Origin of the sequence: Herbaspirillum sp. SJZ107 (assembly GCF_006715485.1) — a bacterium.
Classification (GTDB): Bacteria; Pseudomonadota; Gammaproteobacteria; order Burkholderiales; family Burkholderiaceae_D; genus Telluria.
This window is the reverse complement of the sequence record NZ_VFNH01000003.1, coordinates 189,164-203,901: the sequence shown is the minus strand read 5'-3', so window position 1 is coordinate 203,901 and position 14,738 is coordinate 189,164. Positions and strand designations below refer to the sequence as shown.

The 14,738-nt window shown below is 68.2% G+C and carries 10 protein-coding genes; 8 read left to right on the top strand and 2 right to left on the bottom strand.

Going from position 1 to position 14,738, the window contains the following annotated elements:
* Positions 1–44 precede the first annotated feature (44 nt).
* From FBX97_RS19020 to FBX97_RS19005, 4 genes are read left to right on the top strand one after another with little or no spacing between them, the layout of a single operon-like run.
* Complete coding sequence (locus tag FBX97_RS19020; protein ID WP_255517551.1) at positions 45–449, top strand: cytochrome c family protein; 405 nt, start codon at positions 45–47, stop codon at positions 447–449.
* Positions 446–1,411, top strand: a complete 966-nt coding sequence (locus FBX97_RS19015; protein WP_255517550.1) for a c-type cytochrome — start codon at positions 446–448, stop codon at positions 1,409–1,411. Before FBX97_RS19020 ends, FBX97_RS19015 begins: the two co-directional genes overlap by 4 nt.
* Positions 1,408–3,933, top strand: coding sequence for a cytochrome c oxidase subunit I (gene ctaD / locus FBX97_RS19010; protein WP_141835135.1), 2,526 nt, complete (start codon positions 1,408–1,410; stop codon positions 3,931–3,933). Before FBX97_RS19015 ends, ctaD begins: the two co-directional genes overlap by 4 nt.
* Before the next feature lie 2 nt (positions 3,934–3,935).
* Positions 3,936–4,274 carry a hypothetical protein gene (locus FBX97_RS19005; RefSeq protein WP_141835132.1) on the top strand — a complete coding sequence of 113 codons (339 nt, stop codon included), beginning with the start codon at positions 3,936–3,938 and terminating at the stop codon, positions 4,272–4,274.
* Positions 4,275–4,283: 9 nt separating this feature from the next.
* Here FBX97_RS19005 and FBX97_RS19000 read toward each other — a convergent pair whose 3' ends face one another.
* Together FBX97_RS19000 and FBX97_RS18995 are read right to left on the bottom strand one after the other, a co-directional pair.
* Positions 4,284–5,639: an MFS transporter gene (locus FBX97_RS19000; RefSeq protein ID WP_141835129.1), complete on the bottom strand. Its 1,356-nt coding sequence runs from the start codon at positions 5,637–5,639 to the stop codon at positions 4,284–4,286.
* 8 nt (positions 5,640–5,647) lie between these two features.
* A complete protein-coding gene (locus FBX97_RS18995; protein ID WP_141835126.1) occupies positions 5,648–6,661 on the bottom strand; it encodes a LacI family DNA-binding transcriptional regulator in 1,014 nt (337 codons plus the stop codon).
* 316 nt (positions 6,662–6,977) lie between these two features.
* Here FBX97_RS18995 and FBX97_RS18990 point away from each other — a divergent pair, with 316 nt between their 5' ends.
* The 4 genes from FBX97_RS18990 to FBX97_RS18975 are packed head-to-tail and all read left to right on the top strand — an operon-like array spanning position 6,978 to position 14,732.
* The gene (locus tag FBX97_RS18990) at positions 6,978–9,899 is read left to right on the top strand and encodes a TonB-dependent receptor (protein ID WP_141835123.1); all 2,922 of its coding nucleotides are present in this window, start codon (positions 6,978–6,980) and stop codon (positions 9,897–9,899) included.
* Positions 9,899–11,200, top strand: a complete 1,302-nt coding sequence (locus FBX97_RS18985) for a BNR repeat-containing protein (protein WP_141835120.1) — start codon at positions 9,899–9,901, stop codon at positions 11,198–11,200. The genes FBX97_RS18990 and FBX97_RS18985 overlap by 1 nt, the downstream gene beginning before the upstream one ends.
* Before the next feature lie 13 nt (positions 11,201–11,213).
* Positions 11,214–12,359 (top strand): glycoside hydrolase family 88 protein, encoded by a 1,146-nt coding sequence (locus FBX97_RS18980; protein WP_141835118.1) that lies wholly within the window; start codon positions 11,214–11,216, stop codon positions 12,357–12,359.
* A 15-nt stretch (positions 12,360–12,374) separates the two neighbouring features.
* Positions 12,375–14,732 carry a beta-galactosidase gene (locus FBX97_RS18975; protein WP_141835115.1) on the top strand — a complete coding sequence of 786 codons (2,358 nt, stop codon included), beginning with the start codon at positions 12,375–12,377 and terminating at the stop codon, positions 14,730–14,732.
* The last annotated feature ends 6 nt before the right edge of the window (positions 14,733–14,738 follow it).

Below are 14,738 nucleotides of genomic sequence, written 5' to 3'. Positions count from 1 at the left end.
ACGTCCTGTATTATAGAAGTCATTGCAACATTGTGAATTCAACCGTGCCCAGCCTTCTAACACCTAGCGTTTCCCGCCACCTTGCCGCGCCGGCGCTGGCTGCGCTTGCCTTCGTCGGCATCGGCCTGGCCGGTTGCAGCGGACAGACCGATACCCGCCACGTGCGCGGCGGCGACGCCGACACCGGCAAGCGCCTGATGACCCAGTACCAGTGCACCACCTGCCACGTCATTCCCCAGGTGCCGGGGCCGAATGGCGACGCTGGCCCCTCGCTGGAGAAGGTCGGGCGCCTGAGCTATATCGCCGGCGGCATCCCCAACCAGCCGGACCGCATGGTGGCATGGCTGCTGAACCCGCCCGCACTGAAACCCGGCACCCGGATGCCGTCGATGGGCCTGACCGAGCAGGAGGCGCGCCACATGGCGGCTTACCTGTACACGCTGCGGTGAGGGCGGGGCAGGGCAGTGCGGCGGACACGCCGCTGCAATCCGTCTTGCACCACGGCGGCAGCGACGCCGCCGTGATCGGCGAGCTGACCTGGGGCATGACCATCGCCGGCACGCTGATCTTCGCGGCCGTGATGCTGCTGCTGGCAATGAGCCTGCGCCATCACGCGCGCCCGCTGCGGCCGGCCGTCTGGATCGCCGGCGCCGGCGTCGCCTTCCCGGTGATCGTCCTGAGCCTGCTGCTGGGCTGGAGCACCTGGCGCAGCGCGCAACTGCGTCCACAGACCTCGAACGGCGCGCTGGCGATCTCCGTCACCGGCAAGATGTGGTGGTGGGAAGTGCGCTACCGCGATCCGGCCAGCGGGCGCGAGATCGCCGCCGCCAACGAAATCCACATCCCGGTCGGGAAGAACGTCTACCTCGGCCTGAACGCGGCCGACGTCATCCACAGCCTGTGGATCCCGGCGCTGGCCGGCAAGCGCGACATGATTCCCGGCCGCGTCACCGGCCTGACCCTGCGCGCCGACAAGCCGGGCATCTACCGCGGCCAGTGCGCCGAATACTGCGGCATCCAGCATGCGCGCATGGCGCTGCACGTGGTGGCGCATCCGCAGGCCGAGTTCGATGCCTGGCTGGCGGCCCAGGCCCGGCCCGCGGTGCAGCCCGCCGACGCCTTGTTGCAGCGCGGCCGCGCCGCCTTCTTCGACCAGCGCTGCCAGGCCTGCCACACGATCCGCGGCGTCGCCGAGGACAACAACCTGGGTCCCGACCTGACCCACGTCGGCAGCCGTGCATACATCGGCGCCGGCACCCTCCCTATCCACGCCAATAAGCAGCAGGACACGCTGGCCGGCTGGGTCGCCAATCCGCAGAACGCCAAGCCGGGGGTGCTGATGCCGGCGGCGTCCGGCATCGACGGCGAATCGCTGCGTGCGCTGGCCGCTTATCTCGAGGCCCTGAAATGAACTCGCCGCTCCCGAATCAGTCAACCGCGCAGTTACCCAACCCGGTGCCGCGTCCCGAGGGCGAACTCGAACGCCTGGAGGACGTCTGGCGCACCCCGCGCGGCTGGCGTTTTTTATCCAGCGTGAACAACACCAGCATCGGCCTGCTGTACATCGGCACCGCGATGCTGTTCTTCGTGCTGGCCGGGATCCTGGGCCTGCTGATCCGCACCCAGCTGGCGGTGCCCGAGAATGGCTTCCTCAGCGCCGGCACCTACAACCAGGTGTTCACCATGCACGGCACGGTGATGATGTTCCTGTTCGCGATTCCCGTGGTGGAAGCGCTCGCGGTGTACCTGCTGCCGAACATGCTGGGCGCACGCGACCTGCCGTTCCCGCGCCTGTCCGCGTACGCCTACTGGGCCTATGCGATCGGCGGGCTGGCCTTCTTCTGCACCCTGTTCGTGGGCCTGGCGCCGGACGGCGGCTGGTTCATGTACCCGCCGCTCACCGGCACCAAGTATTCGCCGGGGCTGAATGCCGATTTCTGGCTGCTGGGGATCGGCTTCATCGAGATCTCAGCGATCGCCGGCGCGATCGAACTGATCATCGGCATCCTGTTTACGCGCGCACCGGGGATGACGCTGGGCCGCATGCCGGTGTACGCCTGGGCCATGCTGGTGGTGGCCGTGATGATCGTGTTCGCCTTCCCGGCGGTGATCGCCGGCACCGCGCTGCTGGAGCTGGAGCGCGCCTTCGACTGGCCCTTCTTCATTCCCGAACGCGGCGGCGACCCGCTGCTGTGGCAGCACCTGTTCTGGTTCTTCGGCCACCCCGAGGTCTACATCATCTTCCTGCCGGCCGCCGGCATGGTGTCGACCATGATCCCGACCATCGCCGGCACCTCGCTGGTCGGCCGGCGCGCGGTGATCGCCGCCCTGGTCGGCGTCGGCGTGTTCAGCTTCGGCCTGTGGGCGCACCACATGTTCACGGCCGGCCTGGGCGTGCTCGAGATGAGTTTCGTGTCGGCCGCCAGCATGGCGGTGGCGGTGCCGACCGCGATCCAGGTGTTTGCCTGGATCTGCACGCTGTGGAAGGGCAAGGTCCAGCGCGGCGCACCGACGCTGTTCCTGCTCGGCTTCATGTTCATCTTCGTGCTGGGCGGCCTGACCGGCGTGATGGTGGCGGTGATCCCGTTCGACTGGCAGGTGCACGACACCTATTTCATCGTCGCCCACTTCCACTACGTCCTGATCGGCGGGATGGTGTTCCCGGTGTTCGCGGCCATGTATTACTGGATACCGCTGATCAACGGCAACCGCTTGTCCGAACGCTGGGCCAAATGGGTGTTCTGGCTGATGTTCGGCGGCTTCAATGTCGCCTTCTTCCCGATGCACATCACCGGCCTGCTGGGCATGCCGCGCCGGGTCTACACCTATGCGCCGGACCTCGGCTGGAACGGCTTGAACATGCTGTCGACGGTCGGCGCCTTCGCCTTCGCGCTCGGGGTGGTGCTGTTCGCGTTCGACGTCGTGCGCACCCTGAAGCGCCGCACGCAGCCGGTCGGCAATCCGTGGAACGCGGCCACGCTGGAATGGCTGACGTCCGAGGATTACGGCAACCGCAGCATCCCGCGCGTGGTGTCGCCGAATCCGCTGTGGGACCAGCCGACCCTGTCGCGCGACGTGGACGAGGGCGCTTACTACCTGCCGCAGACCGCCACCGGCCACCGCGAGACCATCGCCACCAGCCCGGTCGGCGCCGAGCCGCGCTACCTGCTGGTGCTGCCGGGCGACAGCTGGCTGCCGCTGATCGCCGCGGCCGGCACCGCCGGCTTCTTCCTGCTGCTGACCATGAAGCTGAACCTGCTGGCCACGCTGTGCGGCGTCATGGCGGTGGTCGGCACTATCGCCTGGCTGTGGGAATCCGACCGCGGCGTGCCAGAGACCTCGGTGGACGCCGGCGGCGGCATCGTGCTGCCGGTCGGCGCGCGCGGCACCGCCTCGCACTCGTGGTGGGCCACGATCATCATGCTGGTGGTCGACGCCAGCATCTTCGCCTCGTTCGCCTTCGCCTACCTGCACGTGTCGATGCGCCTGCAGGTGTGCCCGCCGCCGGGCAGCTCGCTGCCCCCGGTGGAGCTGGCCTGGCTGTCGGCAGCCCTGCTGGCGGCCGGCTCGCTGCTGGTGTGGCTGGCCACGCGCGCGCTCGGCCGGCGCCGCCTGCCCTGGCTGGTGCTGGCGGCGCTGGCGTGCGCGCTGGCGGCCTTCGGCGTCGATGTCTACGGCCTGCGCGCGGCCGACCTGGCGCCGAGCGAGAGCGCCTGGGCCGCGGCGGTCGCCGCCCTGGCGTCCTACCAGGGCCTGCACATCGTGCTGCTGGCGATCATGGCGCCCTACCTGGCGCTGCGCGGCTGGCGCGGCCACCTGACGGCGCGCAGCCGCGCCACCCTCGACAACATCGCGCTGGTCTGGCACTACACGACGCTGCAGGGCATTGCCTGGATGTCGGCGGTGCGCCTGGTGCCGCTGCTGATGGAGTGAACATGAGCCGTGCCAACGAACACTTCTTCCGCCGCCTGCTGGGCGCGATCCTGCCGCTGCTGGTGTGGCTGCTGCACTTCGCCTTCTGCTACGGGCTGGCGGCGGCCCAGTGCACCCCGGCCGCGATGCGCGAGGGTGGGCCGGACCGCACCCTCATGGGCATCGCCACCGTCCTTGCCCTTGCCGTGCTGGCATGGCTGGTGTGGCGCGCGCGCGGCGTGCTGGCGCGTCCGGGCCGGGCCGGCCTGTGGCAATGGGCGGCTTTCATGTTCGCGGCGCTGTCGCTGGTGGCGGTTTCGTGGAACAGCGTGCCGATCCTGCTGGTGCCCGGCTGCGCCTGAGCGTCCGTTTCAGGGCAGGGTGCAGGCCGCTTCCGTGGCGGCTTCCGTGGCTGTAATCGGCGCGCGCACCAGCAAGCGTCCCAGGCAGCCGAGGCACAGCAGCGAGAACAGCGCGGCGCTGGCCAGCGTCAGGCGGTAGTCGTGGCCGGACAGGTCGAGCAGCGGCCCGAGGCTGGTGCCGACCAGGATGCTGGCCAGCGCGACCATGATGTCCTTGCTGGCGTTGTAGCGTACGAATTCGGCGCGCGGGAACACGTCCATCGGCATCGCCGCCGCCGCCGTGAAATATGCGCCCGACACCACCACGTGGGCCAGGTAAAAGCCGCGGAAGGCGGCGCCGTCGCGCACCAGCAGGCAGCCGCCCAGCGCGATCAGGCTGTACAGCCCCATCATCACGGTTGCCACCCGCACCGAGCCGAAACGGTCGGCCAGCCAGCCGATGCCGAAGGCGCTGGCGATCGAGACGGCGTAGCCGGTGGCGGTCAGCGTGCCGAGTTCGGCCTTGGACAGGCCCAGGCCGAGCGCATAGTTCTGCGAAAAGGTGTTGAAGGGGCCGAAGGTGACGGCGGCCAGCATGAAGGCGCCGAAGGCCCACAGGTGGCGGCGCTGGGTGCAGCATTGCAGCAGCTGGGTGTGCGCCGATACCTGGGGCGCCATCGCCCGGACCGGCGGCGCCGCCGGCGCCGGATACACACCCTCGCGCACCATCAGGCACATCAGCGGGATCGACAGCCCGAACACCAGCGCGATCGTCAACAGCAGTTCGAACAGCCGGGTATCGGCCAGCGCGAACAGCGACATATTGAAAAAGATCGCCACGCCCAGGCCGGCGATGCGCAGCACCGCATACAGGCGGCCCAGCAGCCCGTGCGGCATGACGTCGTTGACCAGGCCGTTGAACAGGGCGACGGTGGTCATGGCGGCCGCTTCGAACACGGTCCAGAACAGGCAGAAGAAGCCGAGGTCGAGCGCGCGCAGGCCGGGCGACCACGCACCCAGCAGCGCGTGGCTCCATGCCGCCAGCGCCGGCGCGGCGGCCACGCACAGCATCGCGCCGGCGCCCAGCGGCGCGCTCACCAATAGATAAGGGCGGCGCCGTCCCCACGGGCTGCGGCAGCGGTCCGAGCGCAGCCCGATGGCAGGCACCAGCAGCAGGCTGATGACGGCAGGGACGGTCGACAGCAGCAGCGCGATGCTGGTGTCCGAGGCGCCGACGTTGCGCAGCACGACCAGGCCGATCGGCTGGGCCCAGCGTTCGCGCACGGCGATGCCGAGTTCCCCGACCAGCAGCCAGCCCACCAGCGCCAGCAAGCCCCACAAGCCGTAGTGGAGCGTGCCGGCGCGGAAGCGCGTGTCGGTCGCCATGGGCGGCGTCAGTCCCTGGCCGGTGCGGTCGAGTCGCGCACCACCAGCTCGGTGGCGAAGGGGATGCGCGCGGCGGCCGGCACCCCGCCTTCGATCAGGTCGACCACTTCGCGCACCGCGCGCGCGGCCAGCGCCTCGTAGGGCGGGCGCATCGTGGTCAGGCGCGGGAACACGTAGCTCGCGGTCGGGATGTCGTCGAAGCCGGCCACGGACACGTCGCCCGGCACCTTCAGCCCGCGGCTGGCGATGGCGTCGATCGCACCGAAGGCCATCTCGTCGTTGGCGGCAAAGATGGCGCTGGGCGGCCGGGCCAGGTCGAGCAGCTGTCCGGCGGCCGCGAAACCGCCCGGCTGGTTGAAGCCGCCCTCGCGCACCAGCGCCGCATCGAAGGCGATGCCGGCGGCGGCCAGCGCATCGGCATAGCCGCGTTCGCGCTCGAGGCTCTGGCCGGTACGCGCCGAGCCGGCGATGAAGCCGATGCGGCGGTGGCCGAGGCCGAGCAGGTGCTCGACCGCGGCGCGCGCGCCGGCGCGGTTTTCCAGCACCAGCGTCGGCAGCGCCAGCTGCCCGGCATCGAAGCAGACCAGGGCGCAGGACAGCTGCTGGCGCGCGGCCAGGTCGAGGAAGCCGTCGCCGGCGGTCGGCATCACCAGCAGCAGGCCGTCGCACAGCTTGGCCAGCGTGCCGCAGGTGACCATGCGCTCGGGACTGTCGAAACGGTCGGCGTTGAACAGCAACAGGTCGTAATCGAGTTTCCTGGCCTGCTCGCCGATGTGGCGCACCAGTTCGTGCAGCACGACCGGGCCGTAGTTGTTCAGGAAGACGCCGATCAGCTTGCTTTTGTCGCCGCGCATGCGGCGCGCCAGCATGTCCGGCGTGTAGTTGAGCTGGGCGGCGGCCGCCATGATGCGCTCGCGCGCCTCGCTCGACACGTAACCGGTGCCGCGGATGGCGCGCGACGCGGTGATCGGCGATACGCCGGCCAGCCGCGCCACTTCGCTCAGTTTGCTGGCTTTGCGCATGGGTCTGTAGAAACGATCATCTTGTTGAGTATTTGCGGCGGTTCGACCCGATGGGGGGCGGGGATGCGGCGTTTCTGCGCCGAATTGTGGTTACGATACCACATCCTTTTCAGCAAAAATCGCGCATTTTTCATACAAATCAGGCGCTTACACAGCAACACGATAGCCAAATCGATGTTGTTGAGTCAATACACGACAGGTGGTAACGTAACCATACGGCTGCGCACAGGGCTCACTGCCCGGCAGCGCCGGCCCGGCGTCACATGCTTCATTCCCCATAACAAGCAGGCACATCGATGCCCGCAGAGGAGACAACATGAGAAAGAAGATCCTGGCCACGGTGCTGCCGCTGGCCCTGGCCGCCGCGTATGGCAATCCGGCGCTGGCGCAGACCTCGACAGCGCCAGCGGATGCGCCCACGGTGGCGCCCGCGGCGGGTCCCGAGGCCGCGCCGCAGGACGGCGCCGCCAATCCGGTCGCCACCGGCGACACCGCCGCTAGCGGCGCACCGGTCTCGAACACGGTGGTCATCTCCGGCTTTCGCTCCAGCCTGCAAAAGGCGCTGAACCTGAAGCAGCAGGCGATCGGCGTGCGCGATTCGATCGTGGCCGAGGACATCGGCAAGTTCCCGGAATCGAACGTGGCCGAATCGCTGCAGCGGGTGCCGGGCGTGATCCTGAACCGCGACGACAGCTCGGGCGAGGGCCAGCGCATCTCGATCCGCGGCCTGCCGACCGAATACTCCGTCACCACGCTGAACGGCGCGCCGGTCAACACCACGTCCACCAGCACCATCGGCAGCGCCGCGCGCGGCTTCAACTACGACGTGTTCGCGTCGGAACTGTTCGGGCGGGTGGACTTCTACAAGTCGCCGCTGGCGGAACTGAGCGAAGGCGGCATGGGCGGCGTGGTCGATTTGCAGACCCCGCGTCCGTTCGACAGCCCGAAGCGCACCTTGCGCTATGCCGTGACCGGGAGCTACAACACGAGTTCCGAAAAGCTCGACCCGGCCGGCTTCGCGCTGTACTCGAACACCTGGGGTTCGTGGGGCTTCCTGGCCGGCGTGGCCCACTCCAAGGCGGTCAACAACCGCTCCGGCTTCGAAGCCACCGGCGGCTACAACAGCTCGCGCAACGGCAGCATGACGCCGGTGAAGGGCAATTTCGCCTACACCCTCGACTATGACGACCCGCGCGCCAACCTGTCCGGCTATACCCGCGACCAGATCGACAATGCCTTCCTGCCGCGCATCTACCGCTTCTACGGCTCGCAGAACCGGCGCGAGCGCGACGGCCTGGTGACTTCGCTGCAGTTCAAGGAAGGCAACCTGAACCTCAGCCTGGACGGCCTGGCCTCGCAGCTGAAGAACAGCCGCGACGAACTGTATTACGGCATCCTGGTCCGCAACAGCAAGACCACCAACCGCAACGCGCCCGCCGGCCAGACCGGCCACAGCGGCTTCGTGCCGCTCGACGTGCACATCGACCCGGCCTCGAACCTGCTGACCGGTACCTTCGGCAATACCTCGTACAGCAGCGGCGTGACCTATGGCGAGGACAAGACCAAGTTCGGCTACCTGGCGCTGAACGGGCGCTGGGCCGCGCGTCCCGGTATGGTGGTGACCGGCCAGCTGAGCGCCAACAACAGCGACGCCACCAGCTATTCGGATACGCTGTCGGGCCAGATCTTCGGCGTCGATTCCACCATCGACTACGGCTCCGACCACGTTTACCCGTCGATGTCCTCGAACATCGACTACACCAATCCGGCCAACTTCAGCGGCTTCGACGTCACCACCGGCTGGACCCGCGAAACGGATAAAGGCCGCCAGGCGCGCCTGGTGCTGGACTACGACTACGACCTGTTCGCCGGCTGGACCGGCCACCTGAAGACCGGCCTGGTCTACGTCGACACCAGCAAGGGCGTCGAAAAGCGCAACGGCAGCGCCGCCATGAAGGCGAAGATGGTGGGGCTGGGCGACGCCAGCGTGCGCGGCAGCATGGTGTCGACGCTGCCGATCTCGAACCTCGACATGGGCGCCGGCTGGCCGCACCAGTTCGGCACCTTCACGCGCGGCTATGCCTTCGGCACCTACGATCCGCTGGCCTACAACACCGGCGCCGCCTTTACCCCGGCGCAGAGCTTCACCGCGGCCGAGAAGGTGTCGACCGGTTTTATTCAATCCGACTTCAAGGGCGAAGTGCTGGCGCGCGAGCTGCGCGTGAATGCCGGCGTGCGCTGGTCGCAGACCGAACTCGATATCGACAATTTCCAGAAGAACGGCGCCGTCTACGAGCCGAACCACGCCAAGGGCAAGTATAAAAACCTGCTGCCGGCAGTCAGCGCGGCCTACGACCTGACCGACACCCTGATCTGGCGCGCATCCTACGGCAAGACCATCAGCCGCGCCTCGCTGTCGATCATCGCGGCCCAGACGGTGATTCCGAACATGTTCGACAACAGCGCGACCTCGGGCAACCCGAACCTGAAGCCGCAGCAGTCGAAGAACCTGGATTCGAGCCTGGAGTGGTACTTCAAGCCGGGCAGCCTGCTGTCGGCGGCGCTGTTCCGCAAGGAGCTGACCGACGCCACCGTGTCGACCACGACCCAGACCACCTTCGGCGCCCTCGGCCTGCCCGACACCGCGCTCGGCGCCATCTTCCAGGATGCCAACGGCCGCGTCGACCCGAACCTGCCGATGACGCTGCGCACCTACACCAATGCCGGCAAGCAGACCCTGAAGGGCTATGAGCTGTCGTACCAGCAGGATTTCACCTTCCTGCCCGATCCCTTCAAGGGCTTCGGCGCGCTGGCCAGCTACACCCACATCGATCCCTTCAACAGCATGAAGTGGATTACCAATGCGGGCAAGGAAATCGAAGTCAACTCGGTGCCGAAGTACGCCTACAGCTTCACCAGCTACTACGAGCGCGGACCACTGGCGATGCGCCTCTCGTACAACTACAAGGGCAAGTCGCTGCACGGCGACAACCCGAAGAACAACGGCGATGACCTGATCCGCTGGCGCGGTCCGCGCGGCTACCTGGACGGCACGATCAGCTACAAGCTGACCGAGAACCTGGAACTGCGCCTCGACGCCCTGAACATCACCAACACGCTGGCCTACGATTACTTCGAGGATGCGACCGGCCGCTACGGCGAGGGCAAGCGCACCCGCATGGACTATGCGAAGTACGACGGGCGCACGATCAAGATCGGCATCCGCGGCAAGCTGTGATGCGCGGGGCTTGTCTGTTAGTGGCCACCTGCCTGCTGGGTGGTTGCGCTGCGCAGTCTCCGGTCACGTTCAGCGAGGTAGGGCAGGGCTGGGCCGGCAATTCGGTCAACGTGGCGGTGTTCCGCAAGAATGCGCTGGTGAGCGACGGCAGGTTCCAGTACATCGCTTATTACGATGCGGACGGTCACGTCGTGCTGGGCCAGCGCCGGCTCGGCAGCGATGCCTGGAGATTGCAGCGCACCGGCCATCGCGGCAGCCTGCTGGACGCCCACAATGCGATCAGCATCATGGTCGACGGCGCCGGCGTGCTGCACATGGCCTGGGACCACCACAACAACGGCCTGCACTATGCGCGGGGCGTGGCGCCGGGCAGCCTGGATCTGCGCGAGGCGAAGATGGTCGGGCGCGACGAACGATCGGTGTCCTACCCGGAATTCTTCCGCCTGCCGGACGGCGGCCTGCTGTTCCTGTACCGCGACGGCGGCTCGGGGCGCGGCAACCTGGTGCTGAACAGGTACGAGGGCGCGGGCGGCTGGCGCCGCGTCGCCGACAACCTGATCAGCGGGGAAGGGCGCCGCAACGCCTACTGGCAGGCCTGCGTCGATGCCCAGGGCACGATTCACGTGTCCTGGGTATGGCGCGAGACGCCGGACGTGGCCAGCAACCACGACATGGCTTACGCCCGCTCGCGCGACGGCGGCGCCAGCTGGGAAGACGCCGACGGCAAACCGTATGCCCTGCCGATCACCGCCGCCAGTGCGAGCTATGCCGCGCGCATCCCGCAGAACAGCGAATTGATCAACCAGACCTCGATGGCGGCGGACGGTGCCGGCCATCCCTACATCGCCAGCTACTGGCGCGACCCTGGTAGCAAGGTACCGCAGTACCGCGTGCTGCATCACACCGGCACCGCATGGCGCCGGCTCGACCTGGATTTCCGCCGCACGCCGTTTTCCCTGAGCGGCATGGGCACCAAGGCGATCCCGGTCGCGCGGCCGCAGATCCTGGTCGACCAGACTGGCACCGATCCGGGCGGGCTGCTGGTGTTCCGCGATGCCGAGCGCGGCGAACGGGTGTCGGTGGCGCGGGTGGCCAGTTTTACGCATCCGCGCTGGAGCGTCGCGGACCTGGACAGTGCGGCGGTCGGCGCCTGGGAACCGACCTATGACAGCGAATTATGGCGGCGCCAGGGCGTGCTGCACCTGTTCGTCCAGCCGGTGCGGCAGGTCGACGGCGAAGGGGTGGCCAGCGTCCCGCCCTCCACGGTGCGCGTGCTGCAGTGGCAGCCGCCCCAACGATAAGGATTTCACGCAAATGACGAGACGACTCACCCTGAAACTTGCCGTGGCCGGCATGGCCCTTGCCGCCAGCGGCGGCGCCCTGGCCTTGTCCACCGCCCCGGTCGCGCGCGCCCAGGTGCTGGCCGCGCTGGCCCGCGCCAACGCCTACTGGCAGCGCAACAACAAACCCGAGCAATGGCCGTTCTGGGACGTGGCCGCCTACCACACCGGCAACATGGCGGCCTACGCGCTGACCCGCAATGAAGCGTACCGCGCCTATTCCACCGCCTGGGCGGAGCACAACCGCTGGCGCGGCGCCGCCTCCGACGACAAGTCGGCCTGGAAGTACACCTACGGCGAAACGCCCGAGCACGTGCTGTTCGGCGACTGGCAGGTCTGCTTCCAGACCTATATCGACCTGTACGAATTCGACGGCCGCAAGGACCCGCGCCGCATCGCCCGCGCGCGCGAGGTGATGGAATACGAAATGAGCACGGCGAACAGCGATTACTGGTGGTGGGCCGACGGCCTGTACATGGTGATGCCGGTGATGACCAAGCTGTACAAGGCCACCGGCGACCGCCGCTATCTCGACAAGCTGCGCGAATACTTCAGCTATGCGGACAAGCTGATGTACGACGTCGAGGCCGGCCTGTACTACCGCGACGCCAAGTACATCTACCCGAAGCACAAGGCGGCCAACGGCGGCAGGGACTTCTGGGCGCGCGGCGACGGCTGGGTGTTCGCCGGCCTGGCCAAGGTGCTGGCCGACCTGCCTGCCGACGATCCGGCACGGCCGCTGTTCGTCGAGCGCTTCAAGCGCATGGCGGCTGCGTTGAAGCCGGTGCAGCAGGCGGACGGCTACTGGACCCGCAGCCTGCTCGATCCGGCCCAGGCGCCGGGACCGGAAAGCAGCGGCACCGCCTTCTTCACCTATGCTTATGCCTGGGGTATCAACAACGGCTACCTCGACAAGGCGGACTACATGCCGGTGGCGCTGCGCGGCTGGCGCTTCCTGAGCGAGGTCGCGCTGCAGGCCGACGGCAAGGTCGGCTACGTCCAGCCGATCGGCGAACGCGCGATTCCCGGCCAGGTGGTCAACCAGGATTCGACCGCCCCCTTCGGCGTAGGTGCCTTCCTGCTGGCCGCGTCCGAGATGGCGCGCCTGGCCCCACAATAACCGGATGGAGTGCGGATGACCACAGATCTTCCACGCCGCCGCCTGCTGCAGGGTGCAGCCGCCGCCGCAGGTTCGGCGCTGCTGCCGCTGAGCGCAAGCGTGCTGGCCGCCGGCTCGCAGCGCTTCGCCATCGGCGACCAGGACTTCCTCCTCGACGGCAAGCCGCTGCAGATCCGCTGCGGCGAAATGCACTTCGCACGCGTGCCGCGCGAGTACTGGCAGCACCGCCTGAAGCTGATCAAGGCGATGGGCCTGAACACCGTGTGCGCCTACCTGTTCTGGAACTACCACGAATGGCGCGAAGGGAAGTACGACTGGATTGGCCAGCGCGACGCCGCGGCGTTCTGCCGCCTCGCGCAGCAGGAAGGCCTGTGGGTGATCCTGCGCCCCGGCCCGTATGCCTGCGCCGAATGGGAAATGGGTGGCCTGCCGTGGTGGCTGCTGAAACAGCCCGGCGACGCCTTTTTGCGTACCCGCAGCGACGCCTTCATGCAGCCGGCGCGGCGCTGGCTGCGCGAAGTCGGGCGCGTACTGGGCGCGCAGCAGGTGACGCATGGCGGCCCCATCCTGATGGTGCAGGTCGAGAACGAATACGGCTTCTTCGGCAACGACCTGGATTACATGCGCGTGCTGCGCCAGGCCACGTTGGATGCCGGCTTCGACGTGCCGCTGTTCCAGTGCAATCCGACGAATGCGGTGGCCAAGACCCACATCCCGGAACTGTTCTCGGTGGCGAACTTCGGCACCGACCCGGCCACTGGCTTCAAGACGCTGGCCGCGCTGCAGAAAGGGCCGCTGATGTGCGGCGAATACTACTCGGGCTGGTTCGACACCTGGGGCGCGCCGCACCGCCGCGGCGGCGTCGAAGGGGCAGTCGCCGACATCGCCGCCATGCTGAAGGCGAACGGCTCGTTCAGCCTGTACATGGCGCACGGCGGCACCACCTTCGGCCTGTGGGGCGGCTGCGACCGCCCGTTCCGGCCCGACACCACCAGCTACGACTACGACGCCCCGATCGGCGAAGCCGGCTGGATCGGCGAAAAGTTCGACGCCTACCGCAAGGCGATGACGCCTTTCCTGGCGCCCGGCGAGACGCTGCCGCCGCCGCCGCGCATGGCCGTGATGACCATTCCACCGTTTGCGCTGAACGAGTCGGTGCCGGTGTCGGCCAGCCTGCCGGCGCGCGCCATCAAGGACGTATCGCCGCGCCCGATCGAGCAGTACGACATCAGCCGTGGCCTGGTCGCCTACCGGGTGACGCTGCCGGCCGGACCGGCCGGCGTGCTGGAAGCGGCCTGGGTGCGCGACCTGGCCTGGGTCGAGGTCGACGGCAAGCCGGCCGGCACCATGGACACGAGATACCGCCGCTTCAAGGTCGACATCCCGGCGCGCAGCAAACCGGCGGTCGTCGACATCCTGCTGTACACGATCGCGCGTGTGAACTTCGGGATCGAGGTCCACGACCGCAAGGGGCTGCACGGGCCGGTCGTGTTCCGGGCTGCCGACGGTTCGGCGACGCCGGTCGAGAGCTGGGAGATCCGTGCGATCGACTTCGATGCCGATGGGGTGCTGCCGGCGCTGCCGTTCAAGCGCGGCCGCAGCAAGGGTGCCGCGTTCTGGCGCGGCGGCTTCGACGCGGCGCGCACGGCGGATACGTTCCTCGACATGTCCGGCTGGGGCCAGGGCATCGTCTGGATCAACGGGCGCTGCCTCGGCCGCTACTGGAGCATCGGGCCGACCCAGACCATGTACCTGCCGGGGCCGTGGCTGCGGCGCGGCCGCAACGAGGTCGTGGTGCTGGACCTGACCGGCCCGCGCGAGGCGCGCATTGCCGGCCTCGCCGAGCCGATCCTCGACCAGCTGCACCGCGAGCGCGACCTGCCGCATCCGCCCAGCACGGCGGCGCTGCATCTGGACGGCGTGAAGCCGGTACACGAGGGAGAGTTCGCACCCGGCTCCAGCACGCAGGACGTGCGCTTTGCGGCGCCGGTGAATGGCCGCCAGTTCTGCCTGGAGTCGCTTGACGCCTTCGACGGCAAGCAATACGCGGCCGTGGCCGAGCTGGCGCTGCTGGGCACCGACGGCAAGACCATCGAGCAGTCCGGCTGGACCATCGCCTACGTGAGCAGCGAGGAAGCGAACAAGGAAGACGGCGGCGCGCTGAATGCGATCAACGGCCAGAACAGCGACTACTGGCACACGGCGTACAGCAGCGGCAATGCGAAACACCCGCACCGCATCGTGATCGACCTCGGCAAGAGCGTCGAGGTGACCGGCCTGCGCTACACGCCGCGCCAGGGCAGGGACGACGTGACCGGCCGCATCCGGCATTACCGCGCCTACGTGGGCGAGCGGCTGGTCACGGGCAACTAATAACAG